Origin of the sequence: Intrasporangium chromatireducens Q5-1 (genome assembly GCF_000576575.1) — a bacterium.
Taxonomy (GTDB): domain Bacteria; phylum Actinomycetota; class Actinomycetes; order Actinomycetales; family Dermatophilaceae; genus Intrasporangium_A; species Intrasporangium_A chromatireducens.
The window spans coordinates 1-14,280 of the sequence record NZ_AWQS01000030.1; the positions used below are offsets into that span (position 1 = coordinate 1).

13 protein-coding genes and 1 tRNA gene are annotated in these 14,280 nt (G+C 71.6%); 9 read left to right on the forward strand and 5 right to left on the reverse strand.

What is annotated here, in order from left to right:
• Window positions 1-1,009 (reverse strand): glycosyltransferase family 2 protein (locus N864_RS05895; RefSeq protein WP_034714540.1); only part of this gene is annotated, 1,009 nt, incomplete at its 3' end.
• Window positions 1,010-1,218: 209 nt separating this feature from the next.
• Here N864_RS05895 and N864_RS24550 point away from each other — a divergent pair.
• The 5 genes from N864_RS24550 to N864_RS05915 all read left to right on the forward strand — a co-directional run bounded on the left by N864_RS24550 (window position 1,219) and on the right by N864_RS05915 (window position 3,301).
• A complete protein-coding gene (locus tag N864_RS24550) occupies window positions 1,219-1,440 on the forward strand; it encodes a hypothetical protein (RefSeq protein ID WP_155892830.1) in 222 nt (73 codons plus the stop codon).
• A 17-nt stretch (window positions 1,441-1,457) separates the two neighbouring features.
• Entirely contained in the window at window positions 1,458-2,087 is a 630-nt protein-coding gene (nadD, locus tag N864_RS05900) for a nicotinate-nucleotide adenylyltransferase (RefSeq protein WP_081793420.1), read from the forward strand.
• Window positions 2,084-2,473 carry a ribosome silencing factor gene (gene rsfS, locus N864_RS05905; RefSeq protein WP_034714544.1) on the forward strand — a complete coding sequence of 130 codons (390 nt, stop codon included), beginning with the start codon at window positions 2,084-2,086 and terminating at the stop codon, window positions 2,471-2,473. The genes nadD and rsfS overlap by 4 nt, the downstream gene beginning before the upstream one ends.
• Window positions 2,470-3,123, forward strand: a complete 654-nt coding sequence (locus N864_RS05910) for a histidine phosphatase family protein (RefSeq protein ID WP_034714546.1) — start codon at window positions 2,470-2,472, stop codon at window positions 3,121-3,123. The genes rsfS and N864_RS05910 overlap by 4 nt, the downstream gene beginning before the upstream one ends.
• Window positions 3,124-3,228: 105 nt before the next feature.
• Window positions 3,229-3,301 (forward strand) — tRNA-Ala (locus tag N864_RS05915).
• Window positions 3,302-3,368: 67 nt separating this feature from the next.
• Here N864_RS05915 and N864_RS05920 read toward each other — a convergent pair.
• Both N864_RS05920 and N864_RS05925 read right to left on the reverse strand, forming a co-directional pair.
• Entirely contained in the window at window positions 3,369-5,261 is a 1,893-nt protein-coding gene (locus N864_RS05920; protein ID WP_034714549.1) for a caspase family protein, read from the reverse strand.
• A gap of 9 nt (window positions 5,262-5,270) precedes the next feature.
• Window positions 5,271-7,415 carry a CHAT domain-containing protein gene (locus N864_RS05925; RefSeq protein ID WP_034714551.1) on the reverse strand — a complete coding sequence of 715 codons (2,145 nt, stop codon included), beginning with the start codon at window positions 7,413-7,415 and terminating at the stop codon, window positions 5,271-5,273.
• 111 nt (window positions 7,416-7,526) lie between these two features.
• Here N864_RS05925 and N864_RS05930 point away from each other — a divergent pair, with 111 nt between their 5' ends.
• Both N864_RS05930 and N864_RS05935 read left to right on the forward strand, forming a co-directional pair.
• Entirely contained in the window at window positions 7,527-8,135 is a 609-nt protein-coding gene (locus N864_RS05930) for a hypothetical protein (protein ID WP_034714553.1), read from the forward strand.
• 97 nt (window positions 8,136-8,232) lie between these two features.
• Window positions 8,233-8,604, forward strand: a complete 372-nt coding sequence (locus N864_RS05935) for a 2TM domain-containing protein (RefSeq protein WP_081793415.1) — start codon at window positions 8,233-8,235, stop codon at window positions 8,602-8,604.
• Between the two features lie 64 nt (window positions 8,605-8,668).
• On the opposite strand, the gene ilvA is transcribed toward N864_RS05935, so the two are convergent.
• Together ilvA and N864_RS05945 are read right to left on the reverse strand one after the other, a co-directional pair.
• Window positions 8,669-9,928 (reverse strand): threonine ammonia-lyase IlvA, encoded by a 1,260-nt coding sequence (gene ilvA, locus N864_RS05940; RefSeq protein ID WP_155892831.1) that lies wholly within the window; start codon window positions 9,926-9,928, stop codon window positions 8,669-8,671.
• Window positions 9,910-10,284 carry a thioesterase family protein gene (locus tag N864_RS05945; RefSeq protein WP_051518251.1) on the reverse strand — a complete coding sequence of 125 codons (375 nt, stop codon included), beginning with the start codon at window positions 10,282-10,284 and terminating at the stop codon, window positions 9,910-9,912. Before N864_RS05945 ends, ilvA begins: the two co-directional genes overlap by 19 nt.
• A gap of 78 nt (window positions 10,285-10,362) precedes the next feature.
• Here N864_RS05945 and N864_RS23525 point away from each other — a divergent pair, with 78 nt between their 5' ends.
• Window positions 10,363-11,010: a lysoplasmalogenase family protein gene (locus tag N864_RS23525; protein WP_051518246.1), complete on the forward strand. Its 648-nt coding sequence runs from the start codon at window positions 10,363-10,365 to the stop codon at window positions 11,008-11,010.
• A 222-nt stretch (window positions 11,011-11,232) separates the two neighbouring features.
• Window positions 11,233-14,202 (forward strand): leucine--tRNA ligase, encoded by a 2,970-nt coding sequence (locus N864_RS05955; protein WP_034714554.1) that lies wholly within the window; start codon window positions 11,233-11,235, stop codon window positions 14,200-14,202.
• The last annotated feature ends 78 nt before the right edge of the window (window positions 14,203-14,280 follow it).

A 14,280-nucleotide genomic window follows, 5' to 3' on the forward strand; every position in this document is an offset into this window, starting at 1 on the left:
CGCCGCGCGGCTGCGCCGGCACCCGGACGGACGGAGCGGCTGGCAGCGCCCGGTCGGTCGGGCCGGTCGCGTGCCCTATCGCGGCGAGCGAGTCGTAGGCGATGAAGTACGTCGGCCGGCCCTGCATGTGCGCATACATCCGGCCGATGTACTCGCCGAGGATGCCGACGCAGAGCAGCTGGATCGCACTGAAGCCGGCGACGATCGCGACCGTCGACGTCCAGCCGGGCACGGTGTGGCCCTGCGCCCGGACGACCAGGGTGTAGAGGACGAAGAGCGCCGCGATGACGGCGCCGCCGATCCCGGCGAACGTCGCGACCCGCAGCGGTGCGGCCGAGAAGCCGGTGAGCGAGTCGAGCGACAGCCTGACCATCTTGAGGAGGGGGTACTTGGAGGTGCCGGCGGCTCGCTCCTCGCGCTTGTACTCGACCGTGTCGGAGGGGAAGCCGAGCGCCGGGACGATGAAGCGCAGCACGCGGTTGTGGTCGGGCAGGCCATTGATCGCGTCGATCGTCGCCCGGGACATCAGCCGGAAGTCGCCGGCGTCCGCGTGGGCCGACGTCTTCGAGATCGCCCCGATGAGCGCGTAGAACGCCCGAGCGCTCATCCGCTTGAACCGCGTGTCCGTCGAGCGGTCGTTGCGTACTCCGTAGACGACGTCGACCCCGTCGCGCTTGGCGAGCTCGAGCATCTGCGGGATGACCTCGGGCGGGTCCTGCAGGTCGGCGTCGAGCGTCACGACGTAGTCGCCGCGGGCGCTGACGAGACCGGCCGAGATGGCCGCCTGGTGCCCGGCGTTCGCCCGCAGTCGCACGACGCGCAGTGACGGCCACTCCCGGTGGTAGCGCTGCAGGAGGGCCGCGGTCAGGTCGGTGCTGCCGTCGTCGACGGCCACGACCTCGTAGCCGGCGTCCAGGCCGTCGAGCAGGGGACGGAGCCGCTCGACGAGGAGGGGGAGTACCTCCTCCTCGTTGTACATCGGGATCACGACGGACAGCTCGGGGACCATGCCCCAAGCCTACGGTCCCCGCTCGCGCCCGCCTGTCAGCGCGCTGGACGGTTGCTGTGGCCGCCGGCCGCCCAGGCCGTATGCCGCTCACCTCAGGACCGCTCGACTGAGCCCTCCCCGGGTGCCGCCCGCCAGGCCCCGCAGCGCACCGGCGACGCGTGCGGGGTGCGGTGACCGAATCAGGCACGCCGGGCGCTAGGCTGGTGAGCATGTCTGATCGTGTCCTGTCTGTTGCTCAAGCCGCCGGGGAGGCAGCGCACGAGCTGCCGATGCCCGACATCGCGTTCTTCTTCGTGGCCTTCGGCCTGTTCCTCGTCGCGCTCGGCATCACGTGGAGCTTCCGCAACACGGCCTACAAGCTGCAGGCCCCGCGCGGATCCCAGACCGACGTCCACCACGAGGCGATCGAGCCGCCGCAGGCACACCACTGAGCATGCGCCTCGGCGTGATGGGTGGCACGTTCGACCCGATCCACCACGGCCACCTCGTCGCCGCCAGCGAGGTCCAGTCCCGCTTCGACCTCGATGAAGTCGTCTTCGTCCCCACCGGCCAGCCCTGGCAGAAGGCGGACCGGCGCGTCACCCCGGCGGAGCACCGCTACCTGATGACGGTCGTCGCGACCGCCTCCAACCCGAGGTTCACCGTGAGCCGCGTCGACATCGACCGACCCGGCCCGACGTACACGATCGACACCCTGCGTGACCTTAAGGCGGAGCGTCCCGACGCCGAGCTGTTCTTCATCACCGGCGCGGACGCCCTGGCCGAGATCCTCTCGTGGAAGGACGCCGAGCGGATGTGGGACCTCGCCCACTTCATCGGGGTCACCCGGCCGGGGCACGAGCTCTCCGGCAAGGGCCTGCCCGAGGACCGCGTCACCCTCCAGGTCGTCCCGGCCATGGCGATCAGCTCGACCGACTGCCGCAGCCGGGTCGCGGATGGTCAGCCGGTCTGGTACCTCGTGCCGGACGGCGTCGTGCAGTACATCAACAAGTACCACCTCTACTCGGACCGCCAGGCGACCTGGCCCCGGGTCGACCCCACCCCGAAGCCACCCCGCCAGCGCCAGGAAGTTCTGTGACCGCACCCGACCAGTCCCTTCGACTCGCCAAGGTGGCCGCCCTCGCGGCCGAGGACAAGCTCGCGGAGCACGTGGTCGCGATCGACGTGAGCGACCAGCTGCCGCTGACCGATGTGTTCGTCATCGCCTCGGCGCCGACCGAGCGCCAGGTCGGGGCCATCGTCGACGAGGTCGAGGACAAGCTGCGCGAGCAGGGGGCCAAGCCGATCCGCCGCGAGGGGGAGCGCGAGGGCCGCTGGGTGCTCATCGACTTCGGGGACATCGTCGTGCACGTGCAGCACGAGGAGGAGCGCGAGTTCTATGCGCTCGAGCGGCTCTGGAAGGACTGCCCCGAGGTCGACCTCGACACCGTCGATGCCGGGTCCGCGCCGAAGTCCGACTCGTGAGCGCCGGTGCCGCGCGGCCGCGACGGATCGTCGTCATGCGGCACGCCCAGACCATCGACAACGTGGCCCGGATCTGGCAGGGCCACCGCGACAGCCAGCTCTCCGAGACCGGTCGCTCCCAGGTCGTGGAGGCCGCGCCGCACCTCGCGGCGTACGAGCCGACCCTGCTCGTCTCGAGCGACCTCGGGCGGGCCGCCTCGACGGCCGACCCGATCGCCGAGCTGACCGGTCTGGAGGTCCGGCTCGATGCCCGCTTCCGCGAGATCGACGTGGGCGAGTGGCAGGGGATGCACACCGACGAGGTGCGCGAGAAGTACCCGGACGTCATCGAGGCGCTGGACCGGGGCGAGGACGTGCCCAAGGGGCGCACGGGCGAGACTCGGGCCGACGTCGCAGAGCGCGTCGCCGCAGGGCTCGAGGACGTCCTGCGCGACCTGATGCCGGGTGAGACCGCCGTCATCGTCACCCACGGTGCGTCCGGGAAGCTGGCCGCGAGCGAGCTCGTCGGCCTCGACCAGGACCTGGCCGACCGGGTCTTCCGCGGGCTCGACAACTGCCACTGGATCGAGCTCGTCGAGGACCGCGGCCGGTTCTCGGGGGTGGCCCGCTGGCGGATCGCCGGCTGGAACCTCGGTCCCTGGCGCACCTGAGGGGTGGGCACACCCCCGATTTGGGGTCCGCCGCGGCTATTGGCTACAGTTGCGCAGTCGCTTCACTGAGGCGGCACCTGACGAAGGACCTGCGAGCGATCGCACGGGGCTGTGGCGCAGCTGGTAGCGCACCTCCATGGCATGGAGGGGGTCAGGGGTTCGAGTCCCCTCAGCTCCACCGACAGAGGCCGGAACCACGCGGTTCCGGCCTCTTCCACGTCCTCGGCCCCCGGGCGCGCCGCCAGTCAGCGCGGGCGGTGGGTGATGACGTAGAGGTCGCTCGTGCGCCAGTCCGCGACCGGGTGCTCCCCGCTCGAGCGGTGCAGCCGCCGCGTCGTCACCCCGGCGAGGGGGCGGTCCAGCGTGGACCGCGGTCGTGAGAGTGACCGGACCGCGGCGAGGTCGCCTGCGGTCGTGGCGAGCTCCGGCTGCTCGAGCGTCCGCGGGTCGAACTCCAGCGTGCTGGTGATGACCTTGAGGTGATCGGTCACGGACGTCGTTCCGGCACGCCACAGCTCGTCGGAGAGCTGCCCGGTCAGGGCCACCTGGATGGCCTCGCCCGGGCCCAGCCCGACGGAGCCGGCGGGGAACGCGTCGGTGAACACCCCGTACGCCTCGGTGAGATCGACGAGCGCGCACCACAGCGGAACGGACGTCGTGTTGCGGAGGGCCACGCTGAAGGCGGGAGCCAGCTCGGCGGCATACGTGATCTCGAGGCACCCGTCGATGCTGACCGAGCCGGTCGTGCCGGTCAGCTGCACTGTGACCGCGTCCGGGGCCAGTTGGGTGGCGGGGTTGCGCAGGGCACTGAGGCGCAGCCACCGCGCCACCCGCTCGAGGGCGGTGATGGTGCGGGGGCCCCGGTCCGGGCCGGTGAAAACGCCCACGACCGGCCGCGGGAGCCGGGGCCGAAGCACCTCGAAGCCGTCACGTTCGGCCCGCACGAGCACATCGGCGCCCGCGGCGGCGTCGACGAACGTGATGAGGGTTTGGTCCGCGGAGTCGAGCGCGAGCGCCGCGGAGACCTCGCCGACCACGCCGATTCGCAACGGCGGCAATGGTATCGACGTGACGACGGCGCGGTAGACCCGTGCCGGGTCGAGGTCTGGCACCAGTCGCACGAGGGCGCGGTCGGGCAGGACTCGGCACACCTCGGCGGTTGCGAGGGGCACCGCGTCGGTCGCCCCGTCGAGGGCATGGACGGCGAGCTCGGTCGTGTCCTCGCCGGTCGGCTCCGGCACTCCGTGGACGGCGCCGACGTCGATGCTCCACCCGTCGGCCGAGTGGGCGAGGGTCAGCTGCCGCGGGCGAGGGCAGATGGTGCCCCCGAGGAAGGTGCGGTCGAGGTCGCCCGCGTCGCTCGTCTCGAGCTGGGGGTGCTGCTCCGGGACCAGCTCGCGGATCCGGGCCGCGACGAAGCGGTGCACGTCGCGGTAGGTCGGCTGCCCGTCGCTCTCCCGAAGGGCCCGGCCCAGGACGGCCGAGAGCGCGCCGCGCGGCCGGCCGTCGAGCAGCGTCTCCTTCGCCGTCTCGGAGGAGCGGCAGGCGGCCAGCAGGACGTGCCCGGTGCCCGGCTTGTGGCCGATTCCGTATGCCGCTGGGCCCGCTCCCGGGAGGAAGGTGGCCCACGGGCGGGGGCGGGGGTCGCTGGGGGCGAGCCGGATCCGGGTGGTCCGCGAGACGTCCCGGGTGCCGTCTCCCGAGTGACAGCAGTCGAGGACGACGAGCAGGTGGGCTGCCCGGCTCGTGACGGGCCGCAGCAGGGCCGCGAGCTCCCTGTCGGCGAGGTCCCACGACCCCGGGCTCCGGCTGTCGACGAGGACGATCGTCTCGCCCAGCCGGTCCGGCTCCTGCGGCCAGGCCTCGGGTGGCGCGGCCTGCTGCGACCCGTGTCCGCTGTAGCAGAGCAGCGCCACGTCGTCCGGCCCGGCCGCGCCGAGGTGCTCCTCGATGGCGGTGACGACGGCTGCCCGGGTCGCGGCGGCGTCGGTGAGGACGAGCAGGTCGAGGGCGTCGGCGGGTACCCGGCCGCGCAGGGTCGCCTCCATCTCGAGGACGTCGTTGACGCAGCCGCCGAGAGGCGGGACCGGCGGCGGGTAGGCGTCGATCCCGACGAGCAGGGCGCGCAGGGTGGGCATCGCCGACGCTCAGTTGCTGAGCACGAGGCTCTGCCACGTCCCGGGGTGGGGTTGGTTCCGGCCCGTGCGGTCGGCGTTGCTGCTGACCATGAAGCCGAGGTCCGTGCCACTGCGGTTCCCGTCGCTGATGTTGGCGTTGAAGCCGAAGACGTCTCCCGGCGCGGGGGGTCGGGTCAGGTCCAGGACCGACCAGGGGACGCGCGCCTCGATCGCGTACCCCGTCGGCAGCACGGCGCCCTCGGCCTGGATCCGTCCCTCCGCGTTGCCGGCCACGAACTGGACGGTGCCGGTGGAGGGGTCCGTCCGGGCCGGGTTGGTCGATGGCAGGGCGCCGCCCGCGCTGAGGCCGACCATGACGTGGAAGTCCCTGCCGGCACGGAGCCCGGCCGCCGGCCCGAGCGAGCGTGCGTCGGGCCCGAACTCGAACGAGATCCCGTCACCCTGCCAGTACGTGCTCGGGGGCCGCCGGTCGACGAAGACGAGGTTGATGTCCTTGACCGTCGCCTGGACATAGAGCGCGTCGCGGTCCCAGGCGACCTTCCACGTGCCGACGGGCGGCACGTCGTTCCGGTCAGCCTGCGCGGCGACGACGTCCCCGATCTGCAGGGGCGGCACGGCTGCCCAGTCGTCGAAGTTGCGGTCGATGACCGGGGCGGTGGCGACGTGGGTGGCGGTGAGGGCGTTCTCGACGGTGTCGTGGCCCAGCAGGCGCAGCCCGAGGAAGCCACCGAGCACCGCGACGCCCAGCACGCCGGCGCCGACCATGACGCCGTGGCCGTGGCGCTTGTCGGGCTGCACTGTCGACGCGAACTGCTGCACGCTCGATGGGGATTGCTGCACGCTCGATGGGGATTGCTGCACGCTCGATGGATCGGGGCGGCCCTTGACCCGGTCGAGCAGCTGCGTCACGTCGGCGTAGTCGGGCTTCTCGGCCGCCAGCTGCTCGAGGATCGGCAGGGCCGTCCCCGTCGACTGTGAGACGAGGGCGTCCTGCGCCGCGGAGTAGAGCGACTCCCAGCGGGTCTGTGGCGCCGGCTCGGTCGCGGCGTCCGGCGCCGCCATGTCGAAGGGTTGGCCGGACCCGGACCGGAGCAGCACCGGCGTGCCCCACTCGGAGGCCTGGTCCGAGGTCGCCATCGCCTTGCGGACCTCACAGATCGCCGCGTCGATGGGCAGGCCGCGGCTGAGGAAGTAGTAGAACTCGTGGCTGAAGACGAGCGCCGCCCGGTCGGAGATCGCCGTCTGCATCGCCACGACGGCGGGCAGCCCCTGCCGCACGAGCATCTGCGCGACTCCGGAGAAGGCGTTGCGTCCGCTCGTGCGGGCACCCTCGCAGGCGTTGAGGACGACGAGCTGGAGATAGGGCGCGTCGTGGAGCAGGGTGGCGAGCCGGGGCCCGGCGACGAGGTCGGCGGTGCCGTCCGCCCGCTCGAGGGCGAGCAGCCCCTCGTCGTCCTCGCGGTCGAAGGAGCCGTGCCCGATGAAGTGGAAGACGTGGTACGGGTCGAGCAGGGCCCGCTGCAAGGTCGTGAGCGTGGCGTCGGAGACGACCTCCACCTCGAGGCGTCCACTGCGCACGAGGTCGGCGGTCGTCGCGAGCAGCAGCTGCTTCTCCCGCTCCACGTCGAGCGAGGGCAGGTCCGTCGGGCTCGAGACCATGACGAGGATCCGCATCGGCGCGACGACGGGCACGACCGGAGGCTGGTCGAGCGCGTCGAGAACCCGCACGACCGGCGTCTGTCGCGACAGGGTGAGGAACCGGCCGAGGCGCGCGTCGTAGAGGTACTCCCACGGCACGCCCTCGAGGTCGGCGGCGCCGTCGAGCCGCAGCCGCAGGCGCAGGTCGCGCCCCTGACGCTTGGCGATGGAGAGAGACTCACGGAAGAGCCGGTCGACCTCGTCGGCCAGGAGCGCCTCACCGAGCCGGCGGCCGTAGTCCTCCACGTCGCGGACCAGGCCGTCGGCCGGGACCAGCCGACGCGTCGCCACGCTGGGTGGTCCGACGGCGGTGATGAACTGCGCCAGCTCGACGGGCCAGAACGGCAGCGTGAACGGGCGCTGCGCCGTGCCCGCCGGTGAGGCGACGACGTGGGTGGCGAGACCCCCGTCCGCACGCACGAGTGCCACGTCGAAGTCGAGATAGTCGCGCTCCATGACGACCCCCTCGTCAGGTGGGCCGAGGGTGTGGGCCCGGTCGTTGGGAGGAGCGTACTCGCGGCCCGCTGATACATCGAGGGGTTCGGGAGCACCGGGTAGCCTCGCGACATGGCGGCGTGGCTCGAGGTGGTCGGATGGCTCGGTGTGGCCGTGCTGCTCCTCGCCCTGACGCAGCCCCAGGTCCTGCGCCTGCGCCTCGTCGCGCTCGGCGGCTGCGTCCTGCTCGCGCTCTACGGCGGTCTCGGACAGGTGTGGCCCGTGCTCGGGCTCGGTGTCGCGCTCCTGGCCGTCAACCTGTGGCAGGTCGTGCGGCTCAAACGGGCCCAGCACGACGCGGGGGCGTTCGAGGTCCTCGGGGTGGACGGCGACGACGAGTACCTGCGCCACGTCCTGCGCGTGCACGAGGGCGACATCCGGCAGTTCAACCCCGGCTTCGTGCACGACCCGTTCAGCGACGACATCTCCTACCTCGTCCTCAAGGGCGACGAGACGGTCGGGGTCGTGCTGATGCGGGACGCCGGACAGCGCACGGCGGAGCTCGTCCTCGACTACGTCACGCCGCGCTACCGCGACCTCTCACCGGGCGAGTTCATCTTCGGCCCGGAGGGGCCGTTCCGACGGCGGGGCTTCCGGCGCGTGGTCATCCCGCAGGACATGGTCGAGCCGTACTACGAGCGGCTCGGCTTCCGGCGCGACGGCGACACCTTCGTGCTCTGACCCGCGATCGCGTGACGAAGGTCCCGGGTGACCCGACGCGCCCGGCGGGATGCTGAGGGTGGCCGAGCATGGCCGTGACCGAAGGAGATGGGACGCCATGACTGCCAACCTGCACCCACTCGAGGAACCCAGGCGCGAGGCCGTCGGGCAGCCCGTGGCCGAGCCGCCCGTGAGCACCGCCGGTGCGCCGGTCGACCCGACGGTGGACCGCGCCGGTGAGGCGCTGCGCGAGCGGGCCGTGGAGCGGCTGCGCAAGAAGGCCGACTTCCGGATGCACCTGCTCACCTTCGTCATGTTCAACGGGATGTTCGTCCTCATCTGGGCCATGACCGGGCGCCACTTCTTCTGGCCGGTCATCCCACTGGGGATCTGGGGGATCGGCCTGATCGCCCACGCGGTCGATACCTTCGGCCGGAACGTCCCCACCGAGGACGACATCCTCGAGGAGATGGACCGGCTGCGCCGCTGACCGGGGGGCTCGCCCGCCTCGCGCGCGGGGACGGACGCGCGGGGCGAGGTGAGCGGCATACCGCTCAGAGGATGAAGCGGAACAGCGGGCTGTCCGGTGGCACCCGCTCGACGTGCGGAGGAGCCGCCTCCATCCGCGCGAGCAGCTCGGGCAGGGTCGCGGGCGAGCCGAGCTCGACGCCGACGAGGGCCGGCCCGGTCTCGCGGTTGTTGTGCTTGACGTACTCGAACAGCGTGATGTCGTCGTCGGGTCCGAGGACCTCGTCGAGGAACCGGCGCAGGGCACCGGGCTCCTGCGGGAACTCGACCAGGAAGTAGTGCTTGCGACCCTCGTGCACGAGGGCGCGCTCGACGACCTCGGCATAGCGGGTCACGTCGTTGTTGCCTCCGGAGACGATCGCGATGACCTTCTCACCGGGCCGGATGCCCAGCTCGGGCAGGGCCGCCGTGGCCAGGGCGCCGGCGGGCTCGGCGATGATGCCGTCGGTCTGGTAGAGCGCCAGCATCTCGACGCAGACCGCGCCCTCGCTGACCGTGACGACCTCACAGCCGCTGTCACGGACGATCGGGAAGGTGACGGCGCCCGCCCGTGACACCGCAGCGCCATCGACGAACGGGTCGACGCGCGGGAGGTCCACCGGGTGGCCCGCGTCCAGGGCGGCCACCATGCTCGCCGCGCCGGCCGGCTCCACGCCGACGATGCGGGTGCGGGGGTGGCGCTCCGCGAGCCACGTGATGGTCCCGGCGAGGAGGCCGCCACCGCCGACCGGGACGACGACGACGTCGGGCTGCTCGCCGAGCTGCTCGACGGCCTCCCGGATGACGGTGCCCTGGCCCGCGACCGTGCGCGGCTCGTCGAAGGCGTGCACGAGCGTGGCGCCGCTCCGCTCGGCATCTCCGTAGGCCGCTGCCGCCGCGTCGTCGTAGAGGTCGCCGCCCACGACCACCTCCACCCACTCGCGGCCGAGGTCCTGCACACGCTGGCGCTTCTGGCGGGGAGTGGTGCGGGGCAGGTAGACACGGGCCCGCACCCCGAGCATCGCGCAGGCGTGGGCGACGCCCTGCGCGTGGTTGCCGGCGCTGGCGCAGACGACGCCGGCGGCGCGATCCTCCGGGCGCAGGCTCGCGATGAAGTTGGAGGCGCCGCGGACCTTGTAGGAGCGGACGGTCTGGACATCCTCGCGCTTGAGGTGGACCTCGGCACCGAGCAGCTCGGACAGGCGGCGGTTGTGCCGCAGCGGGGTGACCCGGGTCGTCGCGCCCAGGCGGGCAGCGGCCGCGTCGACGTCCGCGGCGGTCGGCCCGGTCAGGCCACCGGGTGGCACTTGCTCATGAACCGCTCGCGGTCCACGACGGCTCGGTGGACCTCACCGCTCGCGAGGGTCTCACCGTCGGGGTCGGTCACCGTCACGAAGCAGACGAGCCGGCGGCCGTCACTGATCGGCTCGGCGCACGAGACCGAGACCTCCGCGCCGACCGGTGTTCCCTTGACGTGCTCGATCTTGACGAAGGTGCCGACCGTGGTGCGGTCCTCGTCGGTCTGCGGCCGGCACACCTCGAAGGCCGCCGACTCGCACCAGGTGATCAGACGAGGGGTCGCGAGCACCTCGAGGTCGCCGCTGCCGACGGCGGTTGCCGTGTCGGCGGGCGTGACCGTGTGCTGGAACGTGCGCATGGGCATGCGGTCGAGTGTGGCAGACCCGCACCGAAGGTCCACCCCGTCCCACGTGATGGGCGCCTGGCCTGAAATCCTTGGGCCGTGTCCACGCACGTCTGGCTGCTCTCGGTGGCCCTCGGCATCACCGCGCTGCTCAACTGGAGCGCCGTGCTGCGCGGCGACCACGTCGTCGAGCGCATCACCAAGCCGACCTTCATGCTGCTGCTCGGCGGGCTCGCCTGGTCGCTCTTCACCGACTCCCCGCCCGTCGACGCTCCGCACCTGACGCCGCTGCTCGTCGCCCTCGGCCTGTCGCTCGTCGGGGACCTGCTGCTGCTCACCGCGACGGAGGTGCGGTTCCGGCTCGGGCTGCTCGCCTTCCTCGCCGCCCATGTCGCCTTCGTGTGGACCCTGCTCACGGTGCCGGGCCCGAGCGGCTTCCCCTGGCTCGTGCTGCCCGCCGTGCTCGTTGTGTTCCTCATGCACGGGCGGTTCGGCCGACACGTGGTGCGGCATGCCGGTCGGGACCGGTTCGCGGTGCTCGTCTACGTGCTCGCGCTCGCCACCCTGCTCGTCGTCGCGGCCGTAAAGGGCGACTGGGTCGTCATCGCCGGGTGCTTCCTGTTCCTCGTGTCCGACACGATCCTCGGGCACGACCGGTTCGTCCACGAGCGCCGGTGGGCCCCCGTGACGGTGATGGTGACCTACCACGCCGCCCAGCTCCTCATCGTGCTCGGCCTGCTCCGCTAGCCGTGTCGGGGGAGCCGACGGGCTGCGCTAACCTTGGCTGCATGGCTGGCCTGCTGCTCCTTCCGCAGCCGCGTTGACGAAAGTCGGGGCGACCCGGCATCAACGCGGCTTCCCCTCCTTGGCGAGGGGTCTTTTTTTGCCCGACCGACGGGGTCCCGTCCCCATGCACCGCCGGCGAGGCCCGGGCGGAGCGACCAGCCACGACGCGACGAAGGTGATGACATGAGCGATCGCACGACGACGAGCAACGAGACACCGTTCCGCTACACCGCCCAGATGGCCCAGGACATCGAGCTGTCCTGGCAGGACCGCTGGGAGGAGGAGGGCACGTTCAACGCACCCAACCCGGCCGGTCCCTGGGCCGAGCCGGACAAGGTGGCCGCCCGCGGCGAGAAGCTCTGTGTCCTCGACATGTTCCCCTACCCGTCCGGGGTGGGCCTGCACGTCGGTCACCCCCTCGGCTACATCGCGACCGACGTCTACAGCCGCTTCCACCGGATGCTCGGCCGCAACGTCCTGCACGCCCTCGGCTACGACGCGTTCGGCCTGCCCGCCGAGCAGTACGCCGTCCAGACCGGCCAGCACCCTCGGAAGACGACCGAGGAGAACATGACGAACATGCGGCGCCAGCTGCGCCGCCTCGGCCTCGGCTTCGACAACCGGCGCACGTTCGCGACGATCGACCCGGAGTACTACCGCTGGACGCAGTGGATCTTCCTGCAGATCTTCAATTCCTGGTATGACGCTGACGCCGTTCGCCCGGACGGTGGCCTCGGCCGCGCCCGTCCGATCGCAGAGCTGGTGGCCCAGTTCGAGTCGGGGGAGCGGCCGCTGCCGGGCGGGGACACCAGGGCCTGGGCTCAGTTGAGTGACGCCGAACAGGCCAAGGTGCTCGAGGGCTACCGGCTCGCCTACACGTCCGAGGCACCGGTCAACTGGTGCCCCGGGCTCGGGACCGTGCTGTCCAACGAGGAGGTCACCAACGAGGGCCGCTCGGAGCGCGGCAACTTTCCTGTCTTCCGCCGCAACCTGTCCCAGTGGATGATGCGGATCACCGCCTACGCCGACCGGCTCGCCGACGACCTGGACCGGGTCGACTGGCCCGAGAAGGTCAAGGTGATGCAGCGCAACTGGATCGGCCGCTCCGCCGGGGCCCGGGTCGCCTTCCCGGTGACGCTCGCTGCCGGTGAACGGGCCGGCTCGACGACGGACATCGAGGTCTTCACGACCCGTCCCGACACGCTGTTCGGTGCGACGTTCATGGTCCTCGCGCCGGAGCACCCGCTCGTCGACTCCCTTGTCCCCGAGGGCGGTTGGCCCGACGGTACGCACGATGACTGGAAGGGGGCCGACGCGGAGGCGAGCGCGACCCCGCAGGCGGCGGTGGCGGCATACCGCCTGGCCGCCTCGCGCAAGTCCGACGTCGAGCGACAGACGGAGGGCAAGGACAAGACGGGCGTCTTCACGGGGTCGTTCGCGACGAACCCCGTGACGGGACAGCCGATCCCGGTCTTCGTCGCCGACTACGTCCTGATGGGCTACGGCACCGGCGCGATCATGGCCGTGCCCGGGCACGACGAGCGCGACTTCGAGTACGCGACCAAGTTCTCCATCCCAGTCGTGCGCGTCGTCGCTCCCTCGCTCGACGAGGCCGACGCGCCGCTCGCGGACGCGTACGTCGGCGACGGGGTCATCGTCAACTCCGCCTCGGACGTCGCCGACCTCAACGGTTTGGGCGTCGAGGAGGCCAAGGCGCGCATCATCGCCGAGCTCGAGGAGCGCGAGATCGCCGAGGGCACCATCAACTACCGGATCCGTGACTGGCTCTTCAGCCGGCAGCGCTACTGGGGCGAGCCGTTCCCGATCGTCTACGACGAGGACGGTGTCGTCCACGCGCTCCCCGAGGAGCAGCTGCCGCTCACCCTGCCGGACGTGCCGGACTACTCTCCCAAGACCTTCGACCCCGACGACGCCAACAGCTCCCCGGAGCCGCCGCTCTCCCGGGTGCCGGAGTGGGTCGAGGTCGAGCTCGACCTCGGCGACGGGAGGGGCCGGCGCAGGTTCCGGCGCGAGACGAACACGATGCCCAACTGGGCCGGGTCGTGCTGGTACTACCTGCGTTACCTCGACCCGGCCAACGACACGGCCATCGTCGACCCCGGCAACGAGCGCTACTGGATGGGCACCTGGCCGACGCCGGTCGCCGGCGCGCCCGCTGGGACCAAGGACCCGGGCGGTGTCGACCTCTACGTCGGCGGTGTCGAGCACGCCGTGCTCCACCTGCTCTACGCCCGGTTCTGGCACAAGGTGCTGCACGACCTGGGCTACCTCGAGAGCGAGGAGCCGTTCCGCAAGTACTTCTCGCAGGGTTACATCCAGGCCTACGCCTACACCGACGCACGGGGACAGTACGTGCCGGCGGCCGAGGTCGAGGAGCACCCGGGTGGCCCGGGCGAGGAGCCGACGTTCACGTGGGGCGGGCAGCAGGTCTTCCGGGAGTACGGCAAGATCGGCAAGTCGCTGAAGAACTCCGTCAGCCCGGACGAGATGTACGACGCCTACGGCGCCGACACCTTCCGGGTCTACGAGATGTCGATGGGCCCGCTCGAGGTGTCCAAGCCGTGGGAGACCCGGGCCGTCGTCGGTGCCCAGCGCTTCCTGCAGCGCCTGTGGCGCAACGTCGTCGACGAGGCGACCGGTGAGGTCGTCGTCACCGACGACGCACCAGACCAGGCGCTCACGACGCAGCTGCACCGCACGATTCAGGGCGTGCGCGACGACTTCGAGGACCTGCGGTTCAACACCGCCATCGCCAAGCTCATCGAGCTCAACAACTCCGTGACGAAGCTCGGCGTCGCGCCGCGTGAGGTCGTCGAGGCGATGGTCCTGATGATCGCGCCGGTCGCGCCCCACATCGCCGAAGAGCTGTGGTCCCGGCTGGGCCACTCGGGCGGCGTGGCCTACGCACCCTTCCCCGAGGCCGACCCGAGCAAGATCGTCGAGGAGCAGGTCACCTGCGTCATCCAGATCAAGGGCAAGGTCCGCGACCGCGTCGAGGTGGCTCCCGACATCTCCGAGGACGAGCTGCGCGAGCTGGTCCTGGCCCGCGACAAGGTCAGGGCCGCGACGCAGGACGGGATCCGCACCGTCATCGTCCGCGCGCCGAAGCTCGTCAACGTCGTCCCCATGTGACGCTTGGGAACAGGCAGCCCCCTGCGGTTCGATGTATTGGCGCGCCGCAGGGGCCGCCGTAATACATCGAACCGGGTG

Bases quoted from the DNA above. Each gene is read 5' to 3' on its own strand.
- N864_RS24550 (WP_155892830.1), top strand. From the start codon at position 1,219: ATGTCTGATCGTGTCCTGTCTGTTGCTCAAGCCGCCGGGGAGGCAGCG.
- nadD (WP_081793420.1), top strand. From the start codon at position 1,458: ATGGGTGGCACGTTCGACCCGATCCACCACGGCCACCTCGTCGCCGCC.
- N864_RS05920 (WP_034714549.1), bottom strand. From the start codon at position 5,261: ATGCCCACCCTGCGCGCCCTGCTCGTCGGGATCGACGCCTACCCGCCG.
- N864_RS05925 (WP_034714551.1), bottom strand. From the start codon at position 7,415: ATGGAGCGCGACTATCTCGACTTCGACGTGGCACTCGTGCGTGCGGAC.
- N864_RS05930 (WP_034714553.1), top strand. From the start codon at position 7,527: ATGGCGGCGTGGCTCGAGGTGGTCGGATGGCTCGGTGTGGCCGTGCTG.
- N864_RS05935 (WP_081793415.1), top strand. From the start codon at position 8,233: ATGACTGCCAACCTGCACCCACTCGAGGAACCCAGGCGCGAGGCCGTC.
- N864_RS05945 (WP_051518251.1), bottom strand. From the start codon at position 10,284: ATGCCCATGCGCACGTTCCAGCACACGGTCACGCCCGCCGACACGGCA.
- N864_RS05955 (WP_034714554.1), top strand. From the start codon at position 11,233: ATGAGCGATCGCACGACGACGAGCAACGAGACACCGTTCCGCTACACC.